The following is a 19,626-nucleotide window of genomic DNA, read 5'->3' as shown; positions in this document are numbered from 1 at the left end:
GGCTTGCGGGCAATTTACCCAAGCCACACGACAAAACTCTGACGCTGCAGCATCAAGCCCTGGGCCCGTGTCTCCTCCGTCGCCTCCAGCACTTCGCCCTCGCCGACGATCTCGGCGGGCAACTCCGCGATGATTTGCCAGAGGCTCAGCTCGCTCTTGAGCCCATCGAGCACATCGAGCGCCACTCGTTCAGCCACCGATAGGTACACACTCCAAAGTGGTGCAACGACCGCCTTTGCGCCCGCGGACAACAATGCTCCAGCGACCCCATCTGGCGAGTGCTGGTCGCCGCTGATCCGGCCAGCCGAGCATGACAGCAACATCACCGTCGCCCCAGCGAACGCCTCTGGCTGCTCCGCGAGCATCCGACCGGTGAGGTCGTCCTCAGACCCATCCCGATCGACACACACAATCACGGCCTCGTCCGCTGTTCCTGCTGCGCCATGAGCCAGGACGATCAACAGCCCGTGGTTGGGTGCCTCGGCGAGCAGGTCCTTCGCGCTCGCCGGAGAGTCACGTGCATCCAGCGGCCGCAGCTGCTTCCCGTAGCGCCTGCCTGCGCTCACGAGTGTCTTCACAGGCCCCAAGCGACCCGCCCCCCTAGCGATGTGCGCAAGGGGTCGCGCAAACTTGGATAACAGCCGATCTCCTTGGCTGAATGCCCCACAGACGAGGGTCGAGTTCGGCCGCGTCGGGGCCGGAGTCGCTTTCAACGCCAGCGTATGCGAGCACGCGACGGGGACTCCATGCCACAGGATCGACGGGGTGACCAAGCGCAGCAGCGGCCCTGGGACCCACAGTAAAGCCCTGGGCGGTGTCCTCAAGAACCCCAGCAGTGGCTCGACGACCGACCCCCGCGCCCAGCGGACCATGGACTCATGCATGGCAAGAGCCCTTGGTTGCCCCCTGATCATCTCGTTGATCTGCTTCCCCAGCTCACGCTCGGTGTGTGGCGGCACCGGCACCTCGAGACACAGAACGCGCATGAGCCGCTGGCCCTCGCTACCGATGTGGAGCAGCGCGATACACGACACAGGATCGTCCAACAGCAACGACACGCCGACCGCACCCGGTTCGTGCTCGAGCCAGCGCCATGTCTGCTCGAGGCTCGGATCTCCGACCAAATAGCGGGGCTCGTCTTGATGGATTTGCTCGAGCAGGCGTCCGAGCTCCGGGCCATCGCGGGCATCGAGAGATTCTTGCCAACGCGACCACCAAGACGCAGAACCCGAATTGGGGCGAACGAGCCGCGCGTCGAGCACACGACGCGCGCTCGCTTCGGCCCGCAGCATCCAGCGGAGGACGAGTTCACTCGCGGCGCTGTCGAGCGCCCGCACGCCATCGTCGCCAACACCCACCACCCCCTCATCGAGGTGCAACTTGGCGAGGTGCAGCGCCACATGGCGCGCAACCCTGGACTCTTGCGCGCGCTCGGAGTCGTTGAGCAACAAGTACGGGGCCGCCTGCAGAAGCGCGCTCCAGGCCTGCTCGGCGTAGCTCGCGGCTTGCGACGCATTTGTCACTCCGCAGGCCAGCCAGACCAGCCGAAACGCCGCGTCTGTAAGCTCCTGTCCACCACCGAGTTCCGCTGCCGCTGACAAGGCACGGGACAACCATGTATGGGCCTGACGCACTGCTTCACGGGGAGGCCAAGGAAGCATCTGCATGTTCAGCCCCGAGTGGCCGAACAGCGCCTCGACAATCGTCAGGCCGGCCTCGTAGCAGGTCTCCCAGGCATGGCGCGCCGAGTGAGGGGCCCGAACCCGCGTCGAGCTCTCGAACAAGTTGAGAGAACGAAGCAGATCGGTCGCTGTGACGCCGCGACGTCGCCGGAGCTTGATCGCCAGATTGTGTTCGAAGGTCGCACGCTCGTAGGGGTCGAGCGAAGGATCCGCAAGGCGGCGTTCGTAGAGCTCGAGTTCCGCGACGTCACCGCCACGGATGGATGCGAGCCCACCCTCACATACGGCGCGCAAGCTTGCCCAGCTCGAGGTTCGAGGGACCGCGCTTTGGTCGACAGCGTCAAACTCTGCGAGGGCCTGGACGAGCACGCCCTCACGCTCCCGAGCAGGAACGTAGTCCGCCATCTTTGTGCGATACCAAGCGATCGAGGTCTGAAGCTCTGCGCGGCGCGTGGGGCTTTGAGCCAGTTCGAGCCCATGCTGCAAGGTCTCAATGCCGCGAAGCCAACGCTCCATGCGATCGCCGACTCCCATCTCGAGCTCGGCGTCGACCCGGTTGTTGAGCGCGTGCGCAGCCGAATCGCCGTCACCGTCGGCGCGTGCGCGCTCATACACCAGATGATAGAGGTCACGGGAGCGGCGTAGATTTTGGTTTCGATCGCCCGAGCGCGTGTAGCGAAGGCAACGGGCGAGCATCGCCAGTGCGTCGGTATGGACGACGTCTTCGCCACCCGCGACAGCGATCGCAGCTCGAGCCAACTCGCCAGACAGATCGAGATCGAACGCGGGAGACTCGGCAGCCGGCTCAGCGGGCTGCATGAGCGTTGAGAGCATGACGAGGAGTGCCTGCTTGACCCTGGGCTCGTCGCAACGAGCTATGGCTGCCCGCGCGGTTGCGATGGCTTCGCGCAGCTGGGGGCCACCGACTCGACCCCCCAACACCAGCCTTTGAAGGACGAATACACGGGCGACGGCGTGTCCAGCCGATTCACCGTCGAGCTGCTGCAGGTAGTCGTCGAACTCGCTCTCGCTTCCCTGAGCGAGGAGTATCTGGGCCGCCATCACGCTTTGCAGCTCTGGCTCGGTCCTGAACAGCTCCATCATCTGAGCCTGCGTGAGCCGCTCTTGGCGGCCGCTCACGCCGTGCCGAGCTCGGGAGATGGTGACTTCGTGCTGGGGATAGCGACGCTGGAGTTCGTCGAGGAGCGGGTCGACAGCCGCCCCTGGCTCGAGTCGCCGCAGCTGAACGATACGATCGCACAACCCCTCGAGCACAGCCGCGCCGAGCTCCTCATCTGCACGGGCCGCGTCCATCAGGTAGGTCACCGAGCTGCGTAGACGTGCGACCTCGTCCGCGTCGGGGTTCAGTTCGGCGATCAGCGTGGCCGAGCTCAGCGACTCCGCACGCAGTCGCCCTGTGCGCAGCGCGATCGAGCGATCGATGAGGGCCTGCGCCCAGCGGATGTCATCGGGGCTCCCTCGTTTGCGCAGCGTATCGGCAGTGACCTTCCACAGTTTGGCCAGACCCTGCTCGTTGGTGATACCGAGCCCTTGCGCCGCCTGATACTCGGCCAGGGCGCCGTCTACATCGGGCGGGTCCCCCCACTGCAGCGAATTCCCAAGACCAACCTGAGCGGTGAACTCGAGCCAGCTGTCTTTGAGTTCGCGCGCGGCAGCGAGTGCGTGACGCCACATCGCGCGGGCTTGCGCGCTGACTGCAGTTCGGTCGGTGGCGGACGAGTCTCGGCACTGCGTGGAGACGTAGCGTGCTTCGTGGATCAGGAGCTCGACCGCGGCGCGACCACTCGCGGGGACCTCGCTGGGCTCGAACTCGAGCTCTTCGCCCCGGGCACGCGCGATGCTCAGGGCGATCATGCGCAGGTCCGGCGTATCACCCTGCTCGAGGGCTTGCCCCACCACGACATGAAGCTCCGGCCACACGTCGGGTCCCGCCAAGTCGGGGATCTCGACACACCTTCTCAGCACCGGCTCGACCACCTCGAGCCATGTTGGCGAAGCGAGGGCGGTTCGAAATAACCAGGCAAGAATCGCATCGGCGCGGTCGCTACGCGCGCTGATGACCTGCTCGAGTAGCTCGAGCCTGGGCGGGCCTGTCTCGACGTCGAGCGCCGGGGAGTGACCATGGACGAGCGCCACCAACCAGGGCGCTGCTCGATCGAAGGGGCCTGGGGGCCAGTCTCCGGGCGCGACGGGCTGGTTTTCTGCCAGGCTCCGCATCCACTCGGCACGCGCTCGGGTGATCGATAGGAGCGACTCATTCACGCCGAGGACTTCGTGGGCGAGCATGTCCGCTACCTCGATGACCTCGCGCGCGCAAATCGGACCGGCAGCGGTGAGCATGAACGCAGCGTTTGAGCGAATGATAGCGAGCCGCCGTGGGTCGACTCCAGGAAAGGGCTGCCAAAGAAGGCGCACTCCGTAGGTTGCCAAGGCAGGCGTCGGCTCGAGCATGCGTAGCTTGATAATCAGCTCGAGCAATTCCGCCATGAGCCGCCGGCCAGGGTTGCTGCCGTCGAGCATGCGCAGGTTGGGCGCCGCTCGCTCGACGTGGCTCAGCGCCTGCTCGAGTAGCTCGGGATCCTTGCGCGCCTCACCGACCATCGCCATGGCAAAGGCCACATCGTGGCGCATGGATGGATCGTCGTGGCGATCGAGCGCGAGCACGAGCTGTTGCGCGCAACGCAGGCGCTCGTCCATGGCATCTGGCGGGAGGTGCTCGAGCAGGGCGTGGAGGGAGCCCACCCGTGCATAGCCCTCGTGGTGCTGCGCGCCCTGGCGCAGGAACTGGAGCGCCTCGTCTTGCCGCCCGCGCCGGGCCAGCAACATGCCGCAGATCTCCGGTGCGGTGTCTCGACCCCACTCGAGTACGCTCTCGCACAAGGGCTCGGGCAGTTGTGCGCCAAACTCCCACAGGATCCCTTTGACCACCTGGAGTTCGTCGACGTTTCGGCCGTCGCGCAGGACACCCGCGATCAGTGGCTCGGCCCACTCTGGCCAGGTCCCCTCACGAAGGGTCATGTGCGCCAGTTGTAGGCGGAGGTATCGCTGCTCTGGCGTCCCCTCGAGCTCGGCCACACCGCGCTCGATCACTCCTAGATATTCTCGCCCTTGTCGTCGCTCGTCGGCGGCCTCGAACAAGGTGAGCTTCACCCGTTGAGAAGGCGTGAGCGAGCCGCGACGGTCACGGAGCCATACGAACGCGTCGTCGGTGTCGGTCCGATAGTCTGGGAAGTCGAGGCCCAACGGAATCATGGCCAGGCGCGTGCGCGTCTCGAGCTCAGGGTCTCCTCGCAGGTAGGTGAGGGCTTCACGGCAGCGACGGCCCAGCTCCGGGGTCAGACGATCGAGCCTGTTGTGGACTTCGACGATGGTGAGATGAAGCGTGCCGAGGATACGGGGCGATGTCGTCGGCGGCAGCTCGTCGAGGGCCGCAAGCGCGGCTTCGGCCGCGCCAGCATAGTCGTGGGCGTCGAACAGAGCTTGGACGCTATCGAGGACCTTCGCGTGTGAGTCGGTGCTCATTGTTGTTCGGCAGTCTTGCTGGCCGGCTCATGGTTGAACGCGGGCTAAAACGCCAAGTCAGGTCTAGGTTTGAAGCCGTCCCGTCGCCTGGATGAGGTACTCGAGCAGGGCTTCGATGGCTGTAAAATCTCCTTTGGGGAACCAGATTGGAACGATGTTGATTTCGGTGAGAAACTTCTCTCGATCAAGTATGTCACCATCATCGGGGCACTCGAGAATTGCGAAGTGCCGGGAGACACGTCCCGCCCCCTCGCGCTGTATCGTCTGACGAAAGACGTCCAGGGTTCGATCCGAGCACAGGCTACATCCGATGAAAAGCATACACTGACGAGAATACAGTGTTGCAAGTAGTTTTGGGAGCGGCCGATCCATGTCAAGCGGTGCTCCGTAGAAAAGATCGTACTCCGATTTGGTGAACACACGACCATTAGCGTACTTGCTGTCGCCATGCAGCTTGATCAAGGCAGTGCTATCAGGCCCGGTCGAGACCCTGATGACCTCATCTGGAATGCTTGCTGGATGCCAAACTTCACTGAATGGACTGTCCTGAGTTCGGAATGCAAGCTCCAGGACCTCATCGAAATTTGTTGTAATCACAAATTTCTCTGTGAGAGCTCGAATCTGAAGGACCGGTCCCGAGAGTTCAGCCTTCGATGAATAGCGAGCCTCGACCTCAAGGTCAAACATATGCCGACCGCGTTGAGCGATGATCTCTTGCGCAACCTCCTCATACTCCCCTTGGTCGAGCCGCGTCCCGACGGGGCCCATTTCTGCCAATTCGGCCTGCCTACACAGAAAGCTCCGCCATCCCTCCTTGTTGCACGGGATTGACACTCCTGCCCCACAAAAGGAACCACCAGCCCCTGCGAGACCACACTCGCAAGCATTTCAACAAATCCTCGATTCGACCGAAAGCTAAGAACCTTTTCGATATGGTTGGCCCGGTCTTGCCGAACCGAGTTCTGCCACTCTTCGAAGCAAAGGTCGAACGCGACTCGATCTTGATGATAAAGCGCGTGTCCTCCCGAAATGACGTATCCATTCACTTCTGCGGGGTGCTTCTTGTTGAAATGATCGATAAATTTCGAGTACTTGGCGGCCTCGTCTGGTGGAAGATCGTATGCCATGTGCAATTTGCCCCTGCAGCTAGGCAGTCGTGCTGCTGACCCAGTGTTTCGCCACCCGCTCAGCCTGTTCGATGACGGTTTCTACAGCGTCCTCCCGCTTGTCGGGGGGGTAGCCGTGCTTTCGGAGTAGCCGTTTGACCTTCCGCCGCATGTCCGCCCTAACGGCCTCCTTCTGCGTCCAGTCGATAGTCACCGAGCGACGAATCACCGTCACGAGATCGTGAGCGATCTCCGCAAGTACGTCGTCACTCATCACCTGCTTCACATTCCCGTGATCGGCGAGGGCGTCATAGAAGGCGAGTTCGTCCTCGTTGAGCCCGAGCGTCTCGCCTCGCTTGGGCGCATCACGCATCTCCCTGGCCATGTCGATCAGTTCGACGATGACCTGAGCGGCCTCGATGGTGCGGTTTTGGTAGCGGATCAGCGTCTGCTCGAGCATCTCGGAGAAGCGCCGGGCCTGGACCACGTTGCGCTCGCGCTGAGTTTTAATCTCGTCTTTGATCAGCTTCTTGAGCAGCTCGACCTGCAAGTTCTTGTGCCTGGACTTCTTGACGGTCTCAAGAAACTCATCCGAAAGCACGGAGATGTCCGGCCGCTTGAGCCCCGCAGCGCCGAACACATCGAGTACGCTGTCAGAGGTGATCGCTCCCGAGACAATCTGCCGGATGGCGGCGTTGAGCTCGGTGTCGGTCTTGCCCGAGCTGCGCACCGTGTACTTCTGGATGTTGCGCTGGACCGCCTGAAAGAAGCCGAGCTCGTCCCGATACTTGCGCGCGCCTTCGAGGTGTAGGGCGATACCCGCGGCCTTGTTGAGGCTGGTCATCGCTTCCATGTAGCGCCGCTTGGCGCTCTCGGGGTCTCCGGGGTCGAGCCCGCAGATGTGGTCCACGCCACCCGACAGCGCGGTCAGCCGTTCGCTCGCCTTGGCGGAGTAATAGCTCTGGTAGTCGAAGCCGTGGAACATGGCCTGGACGACCTCGAACTTCTCTTGCAACACGGCGAGGGCCGCCTCGACAGGTATGCCGGGCTTGTCGCCCTCGCCACCGCCGTACCGCTCGACGGCCTTGCGGAGTTGGTCGGCGAGGCCGATGTAGTCGACCACGAGCCCGCTCGGCTTGTCCTTGAAGCGCCGGTTGACCCGGGCGATCGCCTGGAGCAGCCCGTGCCCCTGCATCGGCTTGTCGACGTAGAGCGTGTGGGCGCAGGGCACGTCGAAGCCGGTCAGCCACATATCGCGGACGATCACCAGCTTCAGCGGATCTTCGGGGTCTTTGAAGCGCCTCTCGATGGTCTTCTTGCGCAGCTTTCCGCGGATGTGCGGGTGGTACTCTTCGGGGTCGCTGCCGGCGCCAGTCATGACCACCTTGATCGCGCCCTCTTCGTCCTTGTCGGAGTGCCAGTCGGGCTGCAGGCGCGTGATCTCGCGATAGAGGTCGACGCAGATCCGGCGTGACATGCAGACGATCATCGCCTTGCCGTCGATGATTTCGAGGCGCCGAGCCCAGTGATCCAGCAGATCTCGAGCCACGAGCTTGAGCCGCTTTTTGGTTCCGACGAGGGCCTCGAGCTTGGCCCAGGTGCTCTTGAGCTTCTCGCGAGTCGTGTCTTCCTCGTCCTCGGTCAGCTCCTCGAACTGGTCGTCCACGCGGGGCTTCTCCGACTCGGGGAGGCTGATCCGGGCGAGCCGGGCCTCGTAGAAGATCGGGACCGTGGCGCCGTCGTCGACGGCCTGGCGGATCGTGTAGGTGTCGACGTAGTCGCCGAACACGGCGGGCGTGCTCTTGTCGTCGAACTCGATCGGGGTGCCGGTAAAGCCGATGAAGCTGGCGTTGGGCAGTGCGTCGCGGACGTTGCGGGCAAGGCCGTGGCTGACCTTGCCGGTCTCGGGGTCGACGCGCGACTCGAACTCGTACTGGCTGCGGTGAGCCTCGTCGGCGATCACGACGATGTTGCGACGCTGGGACAGGGTTGGGAAGGCGTCGCCGAGCGTGCGCTCCTCGTCGGTGAGCGAGAACTTCTGCACGGTCGTGAACACGACGCCGCCTGACGCGACGGTCAGTAGCTCGCGCAGGTGTTCGCGGCTCTCAGCCTGCCTGGGGGTGACGGGAAAGAAGTGCCGGGCAGCGCAAAACTGGCCGTAGAGCTGGCCATCGAGATCGTTGCGGTCGGTGATCACGACCAGGGTCGGGTTTTCCATCTCCGGCTCGAGGGCGATCTTGCCGGCAAACAGACACATCGAGATGCTCTTGCCGCTGCCCTGGGTGTGCCAGACCACGCCGATCCGCCGGTCACCGTCGAAGCCCGCGGCCTTCAGGGTGGAAGTGATGGCCTTGTTGACCGCGTAGTACTGGTGGTAGCCGGCGATCTTCTTGATGAACCCCTCGTCGGCTTCCCAGAGCACGAAGTGGTAGACGTAGTCGAGGAACCGCCGGTGCTCGAACAGGCCCTGGATGAGCACCCGGAGCGTGGGCATGGCCTCGGGCGCGAGGCTCTCGCCGTCGATGCTCCGCCACGGGCCGAAGCGCTCGAAGCCCGCGGTCAGGCTGCCGACCCGAGTCTCGGTGCCATCGGACACGACCAGCACCTCGTTGGTGTGGAACAGCGCGGTGATGTGGCGCTTGTAGAGCTGGAGCTGCCGCCAAGCCCCCTCGATTGTGGCCGCGGGGTCTTTTGGGTTCTTTAGCTCGATGACCGCGAGCGGAAGTCCGTTGACATAGAGGACCAGGTCTGGGCGCCGGTTGTTGTGGTTGCCGTCGATGACTGTGAGCTGGTCGACGACGAGCCAGTCGTTGTTCTCGAGGTTGACGAAGTCGAACAGCCAGCCGAGGTCGCCGCGGGGGCCCTCAGGGGTGTGAACCTCGACCTCGAAGCCCCGGCGGACCATCGTGTGGAAGGTGTAGTTGTTCTCCTCGAGCGAGGGCGAGTCGAGCAGCAGGACGCGGCGGGCGATGTCATCGATGGTCTCGGGGGAGAGGTGGTTGTTGATGCGGGTCAGGGCGGAGCGCAAGCGCTGTTCGAGGATGACGTCGCTATAGCTGACCCGCTCCGGGGTCGGACCGTCGGGCGCGATGGCTGGGCCATGGATGTGGGTCCAGCCGAGGGCTTGGAGCCACTCGATGGCGGAGGCTTCGACGTCGGACTCGTTCATGGTGGGGTCTCGATGAGCTCGGCGGCTTCGGGGACGCGGAGTTCGCCGGAGATGAGCTTGGGGAGGAGGGTGTCGCGGATCTCTGCGAGGGTGCGGGACTGTTTCGCGTTTCCAAGAATCTTGCTGACAATCGGTGCTGCGACGTGATGGAAACGAGCGTGTACATCGTTCGGAGGCACTAGAACAGGCATCGTCATGAGATCCCGCCTTGGAATACCTGGAATTGCGGCTCCCGTTCCCCGCCGCCGCATCTCGGCCATCATTGGATCGGAAGAGAGCCAGAAATACAAGTACTCTTGCGACAAGAGGCTGGATGTCCGAAGGCGGTACACGTGGCTATTTATCGCATATTTGCTGAAAGGGAAGTTGTCGCCGAACATTGTCACATGAGGACGAAAGTCGCCTGGTTTGCCGCCATCTTTGTACACCAGCACATCGCGATCTGCGACAATACCCTTCGTCATGTCCCTGAAAAAGGCTGCTGGAATGTACTTTGTCTTGTCAAAATCAAACTTCCCCAATCCCACGATGCTCTCGGCTCCCACACTGGGAACTCCCGACGTAAACTTGGCCACGCCACCTTTCGGCCTCTTGCCAGTCTCCAGAACCGAGAGTCGGTCGTTCAACGTCTCGACGTTCCAGCCCCTCGGGATCGGGCCCAACTCGCTGTCCACGAGATCGTCGTGCCCGTCGAAGTCGATGAACCAGGACTTGAACAGGGCCTGGGCCATCTCCTCCAGCGTCCGGTTCATCTTCCGGTTCAATTCGATCTTGTCGTCCAGCGCCCCGAGGACGGCGGCGATGCGGCGTTGCTCTCGGTAGGGGGGGAGGGGAAGAGTGACCCGCCGGAGTTCCTTTTGTTTGATTCCAGTGACCGTAGTTCCGGTCGAGCGAGCCTGAAGCCTATGCTGGACCGTCTGGGACATAAGAGTGAAACGCAAGAAAGTGTTATCAAGCACCTTTGGCGCTCCTCGGAGAAGGATAACTCGTTGTGCAAGAGCAACCCTATCCGTATGCAGTTGAGCAACCTCGCCCATTGGCGCCTCTGTTGTAATAACAACGTCCCCTCGCCGAGGGAGTCCACGCCTCATCCAGTCGTCATATATATCCTCTGCGATATACTCACCGACTTCAAGCAGGCGGCCATCTTTAATAATCTTTGCAGTTACCAGGGGAACCCCCGATGGTGCCTTGGGGGGCGTCTTTCCTCGATAGTCGATGATGCGGTCCATCACTGACTCGATGGGCTCCTCTCGCCATCCTTCAGGCAGATCAGTCATAGCCTAGCCTCCGAAGCTCAGCCCGAATTTGCGCTTCCAGCCGACCTGACTCGCCAATTTGCTCAAAGAATCGAGTGGTCAAAGACCGCATCCTTTTCTCGAAGGGCTCCCCGTTATCTTCGGTGTTCACGGGGTCGACGTAGCGCCCAGGGGTTAGTACGAAGTCGTGAGCGCAAATATATTCCTTTGTCGCCGCTTTACAGAACCCTGCTGCATCTTCATACCCTTCTCCTTTGCGCCACGTGTGATAGGCGTTCACAATCACTCCAACGTCCTGTTCGCTGAACACCCGATGCACCCGTGTCTCCATCCGTCCGAGCTTGCGAGCGTCGATGAACAACACCTCTCCCCGTCGATCGCGGAACTTCCCGTTTCGCTTGTCCCGGGCCAAGAACCACAAGCACACTGGAATCTGCGTCGCATAGAATAGCTGCCCTGGCAGTGCCACCATACAGTCGATGAGATCCGCTTCGACCAACCGCTGCCGAATGTCGCCTTCCCCCGACTGCGTCGAAGACATTGACCCGTTCGCCAGCACGATCCCCGCCGTCCCCGTGGGTGATAGGTGATGTACGATGTGTTGCACCCAGGCAAAGTTCGCGTTCCCCGCCGGCGGCACCCCGTACTTCCAGCGAACGTCCTCGAGCAGCCCCTTCCCACCCCACTTCGAGATGTTGAAGGGCGGGTTCGCCATCACGAAGTCCGCGCGCAGGTCCGGGTGCAGATCCTCCTTGAAGCTGTCCGCGTGCTTGTGCCCGAGGTTCGCTTCGATTCCCCGGATCGCCAGGTTCATCCGCGCCATCCGCCAGGTCGTCGGGTTCGACTCCTGCCCGTAAACACTGACCGCGTCGCGTTTCCCGTCGTGGGCCTCGATGAAGCGCAGCGACTGCACGAACATCCCCCCGGACCCGCAGCAGGGGTCGTAGACGCGCCCCGAGTAGGGCTCGAGCATCTCGACGAGCACCCGCACGACACTGCTCGGTGTGTAGAACTCGCCCCCGCCCTTCCCCTCGGCCGAGGCGAAGCGCGACAGAAAGTACTCGTACACGCGCCCGAGCGTGTCCTTGTCCCGGTCCTCCTTCGAGCCGAGGCCGATACCACCGATGAGGTTGATGAGCTCGCCGAGGTTACGCTTGTCGAGGCCTACACCTCCGTAGATTTTAGGCAGCGCCCCCTTGAGCGAGGGATTGTCCTTCTCGATAGCGATCATCGCGTCGTCGACCAACTTGCCGATTGTCGGCTGCGTCGCCTGGCCCTGGAGATGGTGCCAGCGGGCCTGGTGCGGGACCCAAAACACGTTCTCGGCCGTGTACTCGTCCCGGTCCTCGAGCAGCTCGGCGAGCTCGGCCTCGCGGTCGTCGAGGTCCTCGATGTACTCGTCGCTGTCCGGGTCCGAGACCAGCTTGATGAGCTCCTGCTGCCGCTCCTCGAAGGCGTCCGAGATGTACTTGAGGAAGATCAGGCCGAGGACGACGTGCTTGTACTCGGCCGGGTCCATGTTGTTGCGGAGCAGGTCCGCGGCGGCCCACAGCTTGTCCTCGAAGCCGAGCGAGCCGTTGCGATTGTTGGTCGTTGACTGCTCCATACGCTTTGTCTTACCCGTGGCCGGCTTGGGCGAGCGGCGGCCACGTCGCTTCGAAGTCGAACCCTCGGCGCTGCCGCTCGGGTTCGACTCTTCGCCAAGAATCCGGGCAGCGATCTTCGCCTTCTCCTTGCCCGAGTCGTCGAGGTCGTGGGCCGCGCAGATCTTCTTGAGCTCTTTGCGGCTGAGCCTGCCCAGAATCTCGGCGAAGCTCGCCCGCTTGGAGCGACCGAGGACGTCGACGAGGTCGTCCTTGCGCGTCAGACCGGCGCGGTCGAGATCGAAGTCGTCACAGAGGCCGGTGAGACGCTTGACGGTGAGTTCATGTAGTGCCGTGCGCTTGGTTGGCTTTCTCATCGCGAAGTCCAGAGAGGGTACAATGTTCGGCAGCCGTGTGGGGGAGCTCCCCCTACAGTGGACCGGCAACGCGCGAAACCCACATCTGGGACGACGGCGGCGGTCAAGTTGCGCGTTCTTGGTGCTCGTCAACCGACAATATAAGGACAACCACGGCTTTCGGCGGCAGCCGAGCCCTGCCTGCGTCACCCGTGGTGCGGACTCAGGCGTGGGTCTGCTCGAGAAGATGTCCTCAAGCAGCTCCCGCCGCTGCTCCTTGGGGGTTCTTGTCAAGTCGAACTCGAAGGAGCTCTCGTTGTCCCCCGGCTCTCGGCCCCTTGCGGCTCGCGGCCAACGGCTCGCGGCTCTCGTCCGCTGGCCACCAGCTCATGCTTCGCTGGGACTCAGCCGCCCTCGGAGCAAGGCCAGGAACTGGAACAGCACCCGCTGCTCTTCTACCGTCAGGAAGTCGATCGCGTCGCTGAACTCGCGTCGCGCGTCCCGCTCGCCGAGCTCGAAGCCCTCGAAGAGGGTCGAGAGCCGCAGGTCGAGGCCCTTGCAGAGCTTGCGTAGCGTGTCGAGCGAGGGAGAGAACGAGCCCTGCTCGAGTCGACGGATCGTGTCCGCCGACAGACCGCAGGACTCCGCCAGCTCTTCCTGGGTCTGCCCGCGCGCGCGCCTACACGAGCGGACGTGACGACCGAATGAGTTGGTCGGGCGGCTCACGGCAACACCTCGAACACTAGCGAAGACTCCGACCGAAGCATGGCGAGAACATCCCGGACGCGATCCGCCATGAACAGGCCGTCGATGTCGGTTCGTGGCGCAGTCGATGCCGAGTTGCCAATGCGTGCCTTCTCGCTGCGCTGCCTTGCTCCACTCGGAGGGCGCTGGTACCGTGATGGCGGCCCGTGCAAGGGCTCGGAGAGCACAACTTTTTGCCCCCTGCGGTCATCTCCGGCCGTTGGGCGGCCTGTCGGGCGAAGTCGGGGCCCGGCCAGTAGCGGGGCGGTTGCACCCGCCTCGCACCCGCATGCCCGTGCAAGGGCCGGAGAACCATGAACCATCGAACCCTCGATCCTCCCGCACCATGTAGCTCGTCACCGCTGGGGAGGACGCCGTGTTGACCGCCAAGCAGATCGCCAGGCGCCTTCTCAAACGCCGCCACGCCGTGGGTCTGACGCAAGAAGCGCTCGCCGCAGCCGCCGGCCTGTCGACCGAGACCATCGGCCGACTCGAGCGGGGCGTCATCCACACCAACCTGTTCACCTTCTGCAAGGTGGCCGAGGCACTCCAGACCAGCCCCTCCGCCCTGCTCGCGGAGAAGCGCAGCGACGAGATGGTCGAGATCGCTCTCGGATTGCCCGAGCCGGAGCTACAGATGGCCACCGTCATGCTGCGCGCCCTGTCCGACCACATCATGACGCGGAGCTGACGCACGCCGTCAGTTCAAGTCGCGCTCGGCGAGCAGATCTGAGGCTGTCACGCCGAGCACCTCGGCGATCTGCCCGATCAAGCCGAGATCGGGGTCGAAGTCGCCCCGGAAGATCGCCAACAAGCGCTCGGTCGAGATGCCGCTCGCGCGGGCAACCGCGTCGAGCGACATCTGCTTGGCCAGCGCGTAGCGCCGCACGTTGGCCTCGACGACTTCGTTGGGGGCGCGCTTCACGGCGGCATCGTACCCGAAGCACCCGTCACCGACTACGGCTCGGTCCCACCTCGCGGTCCTGTTCGCCGTGGTGACGGTTCGCCATGTTGAATCCGTGAACGATGACCTCGCGAGTGTTCGACAAGCGGTTGCAGTGGCGGGAGAGCATCTCGGGCCCGATGGCGCCACCCAACGCTTCATCTACGACGTCGAGCAGGGCACGTGGCGACAAATGGTCGCGGAGCTGCTCCACGAGGCGACCTTTGATGCGGACACCCTGGGCGAGGCGTCATCCAGGCTGGGACTGTCCGTCTCCGAGTTGGAGACGTGGATGCGCTGGGTCCGAGGCCCGCTGGATGGGATTCAGCCCGCCTACCTCGTCCCGATGGGCTCATGGTCCGAGATGCGGGATGGCTTGCTGCTGTCGATCGTCACCGACGCCGGCTCGATGAGGAAGGCCGCGAGGTCCGTCAACGTGCCGAGGTCGACGCTCGGCCACTGGGTCCGCAGGGCCAGGCGGCGGTGATGGTCGCCATCGTGCCCAGCGGTCCGCCGGTCGAGATCGACCTCGATGCCCTGGCACCGTTCGTGCGCGAGTTGGTGAGCTGGCTCGGCGTCGACGAGTGCCCACCAGCGCTTGCCGACCTGGTCAGCCGTGCTCCGGTGGGGCTGCTAGATGATGTACGCCGCGATGTCGGCCGAGAACGAGATAGCCTGCGCCCGTGGACGCTGAATGAGCTCGTGCGCCATGTGCTCGTGCCGCTCGGCGAGCTCTCGCTGGTCGACGGGCAGCCCGTGATCCCAGAGCTCGGGGTGGTGTTGGTCGACGTTCTCGGAGATCCCCGCCTCGGCGCGCCCGAGCGAGACGACGTGGAGCTCATCCTGCTCGACAGCGAAGTGCTGGAAGGACACCTCATCGCGGAATCCCAGGGCGGTTGACTCGGCCGCGAGGCCAGGTCGACGAGTACACCGGAGCTCTGCGTTCCTCGTGCATGCGGGATCGCCTGCGAGCTTGGTCGGCCTTTGAACAACGCCGGGGATTGGCATCTGCGACAGGAAATCACCCTCGCGCGTAGGGACATCTCGGGCGTGCCGACTCGAACCACAACCTACGAACGGCCTGCCGCCAGACGGCGGCGGTGGGTTTTCGTGTGGAACCTACCCGTTTCGGCGCCCCACGAAGGATTCTTGGTGGCCGAGTCCTAAAAGTCGATTCCTCGCACACAGGAGCCTGTTCAGAGGCCGAATTCGTGTCGTGGGGAGCATGCGTGTGGAAATCGCTGTGGGCGTTAATGTGGAAATTCGGAAACCGCCACTTACTCCGTGCTAGCTGTCCGATTTCGCGGAGTGATTGACTTCCCCACGGCGACCACACGGCCCAAAAAAGACCGCGTCCCCACGAGTTCGCGCCACGCGCCCCCACGTGCCTCTCCACGCCAAGGTGCTACGCCGAAACCCATTGGCGATGGACTGCCTCCGGCCCGCTCACGCAGCGGTCGGAGCACTCACGGATGAGGTCCCCGATGCGTGGCGAAGAAGCGATCGAAATTCTCACAGCCGACCAGCTCGCGGAGCTCTTCGGCGTCAACCGCAAGACCATCTACGAGGCCGCGAGCCGCGGCGAGATCCCGCACCGCCGGCTGGGCCGGCGCCTGATCTTCGAGCGGGGTGCTGTGCTACGTTGGCTCCGCCAAGACCCGCCATCGGAGGATAACACCGATGAGCGTTAGGAAACGAACGTGGCGGGACAAGCATGGCCGCCAACACACACGCTGGATGATCCACGTACACCACACCTGGCCTGACGGCCGCAAGCAGTCCATCCGCAAGGTCTCGCCCGTGCAAACCAGGCGCGGTGCCGAGGCCTACGAGCGGGAGGTCCGCAAGCTGCTGGCGTCTGGCTCGTGGAAGGAAGGAGAGCGCAAGCAGACCCCGACCCTCGAGGGCTTCGCCGAGGAGTTCCTCGCGTACCAAAAGACCCTCAACAAGCCGTCCGAGCTGGCGAACAAGGAGATGATCCTCCGCGTTCACCTGCTCCCGGTCTTCGGCAAGCGCCGGCTCGATCAGATCGACGAGCGGGCGATCGACGCCTACAAGGTCGAGAAGCTCGACCAGGTGACCAGGCGGGGCAAGCCCTACAACCCCAACACCGTCAACAAGCACCTCAAGCTGCTCGCGCGCATCCTCCGAGTCGCGCGCAAGTGGAAGCTGATCTCGGACGTCCCCGAAGTTGGCCTGCTCAAGGCGCGCAAGACCGACTTCGACTTCCTCACCTTCGAGGAGGCCGACGCGTTCATCGCCGCGGCGAAGCAGCACGTACCGCACTGGCACCCCTTCGTGGTCGTGGCACTGCGGACCGGGCTGCGAGTCGGCGAGCTCATCGCGCTACGCTGGCGCGAGGACGTCGATCTCGTTCGCGGTCGCGTGACCGTGCAGCAGTCCTACAACCCCCACAACGGCTTCACGTCGACGAAGAACGACAAGATCCGCGAGCTCCCGCTGACGTGGGACGCGATCGCGGCACTCGAAGCCCAGCGCGAGTTCGTCGATGTCGACAGCGAGCTCGTGTTCCCCGGAGCGGACGGCGAAGTCCTGTCCGCGAACAAGACCAACGAGGTCCTCGCGGAGATCTCCGAGGCCGCCGGCATCCGCCGGATCCACAACCACTGCACTCGTCACAGCTTCGCGAGTCACGCGGTCATGCGCGGGATCCCGATCCGCCAGGTCCAGGAGTGGCTCGGCCACGGTTCCATCGTGGTCACGATGCGCTACACCCACCTGGCCCACGGCATCGGCGACGATCTGATCCGGCGGCTCGCGCCGCCGACCCCCGATGATGCTGCAAAGTCGCAGCACATACACAGCCCTCAAATTTGGCGATCGCCGAATTCGGGCTCCCAGACCCCGATAGACCCCCTAAATTAACCAACCCGAAGACCCTGCTAGAGCGTCTTGTACTGGTTCAAGCGCCTGCGCGCGCGATTGCGATCGTCGTAGCTGGGTTTTTCTTTGTCGAGTGTGGAGGGGAGAAGCAAAGCGGTGTTGCGTATGACGTCCGCGTAGGTGCTGCGGACGAGCGCGGGCTGGATGCCGGGCAGGTTGTGCTTGTCAGGTGCCGCGAGGGCGGCGCTGAGGCTGCTCCCATTGGCGATGCGCCACAAGGCATAGATGATGGACTTGCTCTGCTCGAGGACGACATCGTCCACGACGCGCTTGGCGTTGATGCCGATGAGCTGAGGATCGAGCTGGTCACGATTCGCGGGGTCTTCGGCGTAGCGCTTGACCGCCTCGATGGTCTTATTGAGGGCACCGAGTTGCTCGGCGTTGAACTCCGAAAATCCCAGCAAGCTCGACTGAACCGAGTCCGGCGGAAGCTTGGGCAGGCCAATGATGTCGATGTTGATGCGAACGCTGGCCATGCCCAGCTGGGCTTGGGCGGCGACTCCGGCGACGGAGGCTTGAAGCTCACCTTCGATCTTGGTGGCGGCCAGGGCGATACGAAAGCCAACCCCGTAGACCGCGCTCACCAGAACCTTGGCGGGATCACTGGTCGCGGAGACAGACCCGCGCATCATGTAGTCGAGGACGAAGAGAGTAGAAGAGCCTTTGCTGCTAACCTCGAATATACCCCCATAGCCGATGTTGGCCGCAGCCTCGACACTGAGTTGATCTCGTTTGAGCTTGATGTTCGAAGCAATCTCTCCTGTGAAGCCTGGGACAACTGGCACGATGCTAGTGCCGTGAACCTTTTGTAGGTAACTGAGCGTCGGGCCGGGGTCGCCGGGATCGATGAGGAATTCGGACTGACTCATGCTGTGAAGTTAAGGCTCTTGCACGAGCGCAGCAAACGCAAACTTGACCAGGTCAGCCAGCCGGCCGAAAACGTTCATTCAGGGCAACTGCGAGGACGAGGGGCGCCACACCTGCACGCGCGCGCATTTCATTGATCGCATCCACACGATCGCACACAGATCTTCATCTGGCCGAAGCGGCGTCCGATCACTCACCATTTGTGACCATGCGCACTGCACGTTTACCGATGGAATGACTAATCAATTCACCTACTCACTGAGCCTGACGTCGAGGGGCACGACCGCGGGAGCAAAGCGCAGGCGGGCCCCTCGGCGAGTGCGGCCTACGGCAGTGGGCCCTTGGTCTCGGACGTCCACATGCATCTGTACCGCATCGCTGATCACCAGCAGCCGCACCGCGGGATCATCGGCCGCTCCCGGACCGAGACGCCAAGCACAGCCGTGAACACGACCATCGACTCGCCAGGCCGTTCTTGGATCGGGGGCTTACCCCTTGAGGCAATCGAGCAACACCTGCAACACCCTGAGCATCTGCCTCACCTCCTGCGTCTCGAGCCCCCTGAGTAAATCCTGGAGCTCCCGACTCGGATCCAGCTCGCCAAACTCGAAGGCCGCGAAGAGCGTGCTGAGGCTGAGCGTCATTCCCTGGGAGAGCTTCCTCAGCGTGTCGAGGCTCGGCGAGAAGTTCCCCTTCTCAAGCCGGCGGATCGTGTCCGCGGACAACCCCGAGCTCTCGGCGAGACCCTCTTGAGTCATGTTCCGAGCCTTGCGCAGAGATCGAACATGACTGCCAAAGTCTTGGCTGAACTTCTTGTCGGTCGTGTTCATCAATCACCGATACCGATTCGATAGAGACCTTCTCGCTCAGGAGGCGAGCTCGCATTTCGGGCGATCACCACAGCGGGCCCAGGCTCAGGGTGCACGAGACAAAAGGATCGGCTCGCACGTAGGCGTTGCCGGAGTGAGTCTGGAGCAGGGCAGGCTCGCCATCTCGTGTCTGATAGATCTCCAGCCGCCGTCGGGGCCGGTCGATGAGCCAGACGAAGGCCACTCCGGCTTCGGCGTAGCGCGGCAGCTTGCGCTGGCGATCGAGTTCCTCGAACGCAGGCGTGAGCAGCTCGCAGACCCAGTCTGGCCGCTTCTGGGCGCAGATGTGCTGCGCCTCGAACTCCGTGGCCTCGCCCTCGTAGCGCCACCCTGCGATGCCGGGCACGAGCAGCTCTACTTCATCGAGCCGGAGCAGGGGCTCCTCGAGGAGTAGCCATCCCTCGAGCCGCTCCAGCTCGCTGAGCAAGGTCGAGCGCACCACGAGGTCGAAGAAGTGGGGCGCGGGTCGGCTGTAGAGGTCTCCCCCGATCAGCTCCGTCACCCGGTCTTTGCGATCGTGCTGGTTGAAATCACGAAAGGTGGCCCCTCGCTTGATGGGCTTTGGCAGGGCGCGGCTCATCGCAGGCACGCAGGAGGGGCC

15 protein-coding genes are annotated in these 19,626 nt (G+C 63.4%); 5 read left to right on the top strand and 10 right to left on the bottom strand.

Annotated elements, in window-relative coordinates; genetic code table 11:
• Positions 1-14: 14 nt before the first annotated feature.
• From G6O69_RS05430 to G6O69_RS05405, 6 genes are all read right to left on the bottom strand, one after another.
• A complete protein-coding gene (locus G6O69_RS05430; protein WP_172302462.1) occupies positions 15-5,225 on the bottom strand; it encodes a CHAT domain-containing protein in 5,211 nt (1,736 codons plus the stop codon).
• A gap of 63 nt (positions 5,226-5,288) precedes the next feature.
• Complete coding sequence (locus G6O69_RS05425; RefSeq protein ID WP_255216092.1) at positions 5,289-5,993, bottom strand: SIR2 family protein; 705 nt, start codon at positions 5,991-5,993, stop codon at positions 5,289-5,291.
• Between the two features lie 378 nt (positions 5,994-6,371).
• Positions 6,372-9,500 carry a type I restriction endonuclease subunit R gene (locus tag G6O69_RS05420; RefSeq protein WP_172302460.1) on the bottom strand — a complete coding sequence of 1,043 codons (3,129 nt, stop codon included), beginning with the start codon at positions 9,498-9,500 and terminating at the stop codon, positions 6,372-6,374.
• The gene (locus G6O69_RS05415) at positions 9,497-10,732 is read right to left on the bottom strand and encodes a restriction endonuclease subunit S (protein ID WP_172302459.1); all 1,236 of its coding nucleotides are present in this window, start codon (positions 10,730-10,732) and stop codon (positions 9,497-9,499) included. The genes G6O69_RS05420 and G6O69_RS05415 overlap by 4 nt, the downstream gene beginning before the upstream one ends.
• A gap of 40 nt (positions 10,733-10,772) precedes the next feature.
• Positions 10,773-12,365, bottom strand: a complete 1,593-nt coding sequence (locus G6O69_RS05410) for a class I SAM-dependent DNA methyltransferase (protein ID WP_346017136.1) — start codon at positions 12,363-12,365, stop codon at positions 10,773-10,775.
• Between the two features lie 720 nt (positions 12,366-13,085).
• Positions 13,086-13,424, bottom strand: a complete 339-nt coding sequence (locus G6O69_RS05405) for a helix-turn-helix transcriptional regulator (protein WP_172302457.1) — start codon at positions 13,422-13,424, stop codon at positions 13,086-13,088.
• Between the two features lie 394 nt (positions 13,425-13,818).
• On the opposite strand from G6O69_RS05405, the gene G6O69_RS05400 reads away from it, so the two are divergent.
• Entirely contained in the window at positions 13,819-14,133 is a 315-nt protein-coding gene (locus G6O69_RS05400) for a helix-turn-helix transcriptional regulator (RefSeq protein ID WP_346017007.1), read from the top strand.
• 9 nt (positions 14,134-14,142) lie between these two features.
• Here the strand turns inward: G6O69_RS05400 and G6O69_RS41930 are convergent, their stop codons facing one another.
• A complete protein-coding gene (locus tag G6O69_RS41930; protein ID WP_172302455.1) occupies positions 14,143-14,367 on the bottom strand; it encodes a helix-turn-helix transcriptional regulator in 225 nt (74 codons plus the stop codon).
• Positions 14,368-14,500: 133 nt separating this feature from the next.
• Between G6O69_RS41930 and G6O69_RS05390 the strand changes: the two genes are divergently transcribed.
• From G6O69_RS05390 to G6O69_RS05375, 4 genes are all read left to right on the top strand, one after another.
• Positions 14,501-14,872 carry a hypothetical protein gene (locus tag G6O69_RS05390; protein ID WP_176396644.1) on the top strand — a complete coding sequence of 124 codons (372 nt, stop codon included), beginning with the start codon at positions 14,501-14,503 and terminating at the stop codon, positions 14,870-14,872.
• Complete coding sequence (locus G6O69_RS05385; RefSeq protein ID WP_172302453.1) at positions 14,872-15,285, top strand: hypothetical protein; 414 nt, start codon at positions 14,872-14,874, stop codon at positions 15,283-15,285. The genes G6O69_RS05390 and G6O69_RS05385 overlap by 1 nt, the downstream gene beginning before the upstream one ends.
• 572 nt (positions 15,286-15,857) lie before the next feature.
• Positions 15,858-16,076, top strand: a complete 219-nt coding sequence (locus G6O69_RS05380; protein WP_255215707.1) for a helix-turn-helix domain-containing protein — start codon at positions 15,858-15,860, stop codon at positions 16,074-16,076.
• Positions 16,066-17,271 (top strand): site-specific integrase, encoded by a 1,206-nt coding sequence (locus G6O69_RS05375; RefSeq protein WP_172302451.1) that lies wholly within the window; start codon positions 16,066-16,068, stop codon positions 17,269-17,271. The genes G6O69_RS05380 and G6O69_RS05375 overlap by 11 nt, the downstream gene beginning before the upstream one ends.
• Positions 17,272-17,288: 17 nt before the next feature.
• On the opposite strand, the gene G6O69_RS05370 is transcribed toward G6O69_RS05375, so the two are convergent.
• From G6O69_RS05370 to G6O69_RS05360, 3 genes are all read right to left on the bottom strand, one after another.
• Entirely contained in the window at positions 17,289-18,158 is an 870-nt protein-coding gene (locus tag G6O69_RS05370) for a hypothetical protein (RefSeq protein WP_172302450.1), read from the bottom strand.
• A 486-nt stretch (positions 18,159-18,644) separates the two neighbouring features.
• A complete protein-coding gene (locus G6O69_RS05365) occupies positions 18,645-18,986 on the bottom strand; it encodes a helix-turn-helix transcriptional regulator (RefSeq protein WP_172301374.1) in 342 nt (113 codons plus the stop codon).
• 64 nt (positions 18,987-19,050) lie between these two features.
• Positions 19,051-19,605, bottom strand: a complete 555-nt coding sequence (locus G6O69_RS05360) for a Uma2 family endonuclease (protein WP_172302449.1) — start codon at positions 19,603-19,605, stop codon at positions 19,051-19,053.
• Positions 19,606-19,626: the final 21 nt, after the last annotated feature.

Source organism: Pseudenhygromyxa sp. WMMC2535, from assembly GCF_011083025.2.
This window is presented reverse-complemented; position numbering and strand designations above follow the sequence as displayed.

Coding starts and splice junctions, on each gene's coding strand:
- G6O69_RS05365 (WP_172301374.1), bottom strand. CDS start 18,986: ATGAACACGACCGACAAGAAGTTCAGCCAAGACTTTGGCAGTCATGTT.
- G6O69_RS05420 (WP_172302460.1), bottom strand. CDS start 9,500: ATGAACGAGTCCGACGTCGAAGCCTCCGCCATCGAGTGGCTCCAAGCC.
- G6O69_RS05415 (WP_172302459.1), bottom strand. CDS start 10,732: ATGGACCGCATCATCGACTATCGAGGAAAGACGCCCCCCAAGGCACCA.
- G6O69_RS05425 (WP_255216092.1), bottom strand. CDS start 5,993: ATGGGCCCCGTCGGGACGCGGCTCGACCAAGGGGAGTATGAGGAGGTT.
- G6O69_RS05430 (WP_172302462.1), bottom strand. CDS start 5,225: ATGAGCACCGACTCACACGCGAAGGTCCTCGATAGCGTCCAAGCTCTG.
- G6O69_RS05380 (WP_255215707.1), top strand. CDS start 15,858: ATGAGGTCCCCGATGCGTGGCGAAGAAGCGATCGAAATTCTCACAGCC.
- G6O69_RS05370 (WP_172302450.1), bottom strand. CDS start 18,158: ATGAGTCAGTCCGAATTCCTCATCGATCCCGGCGACCCCGGCCCGACG.
- G6O69_RS05410 (WP_346017136.1), bottom strand. CDS start 12,365: ATGGAGCAGTCAACGACCAACAATCGCAACGGCTCGCTCGGCTTCGAG.
- G6O69_RS05385 (WP_172302453.1), top strand. CDS start 14,872: ATGGTCGCCATCGTGCCCAGCGGTCCGCCGGTCGAGATCGACCTCGAT.
- G6O69_RS05375 (WP_172302451.1), top strand. CDS start 16,066: ATGAGCGTTAGGAAACGAACGTGGCGGGACAAGCATGGCCGCCAACAC.
- G6O69_RS05360 (WP_172302449.1), bottom strand. CDS start 19,605: ATGAGCCGCGCCCTGCCAAAGCCCATCAAGCGAGGGGCCACCTTTCGT.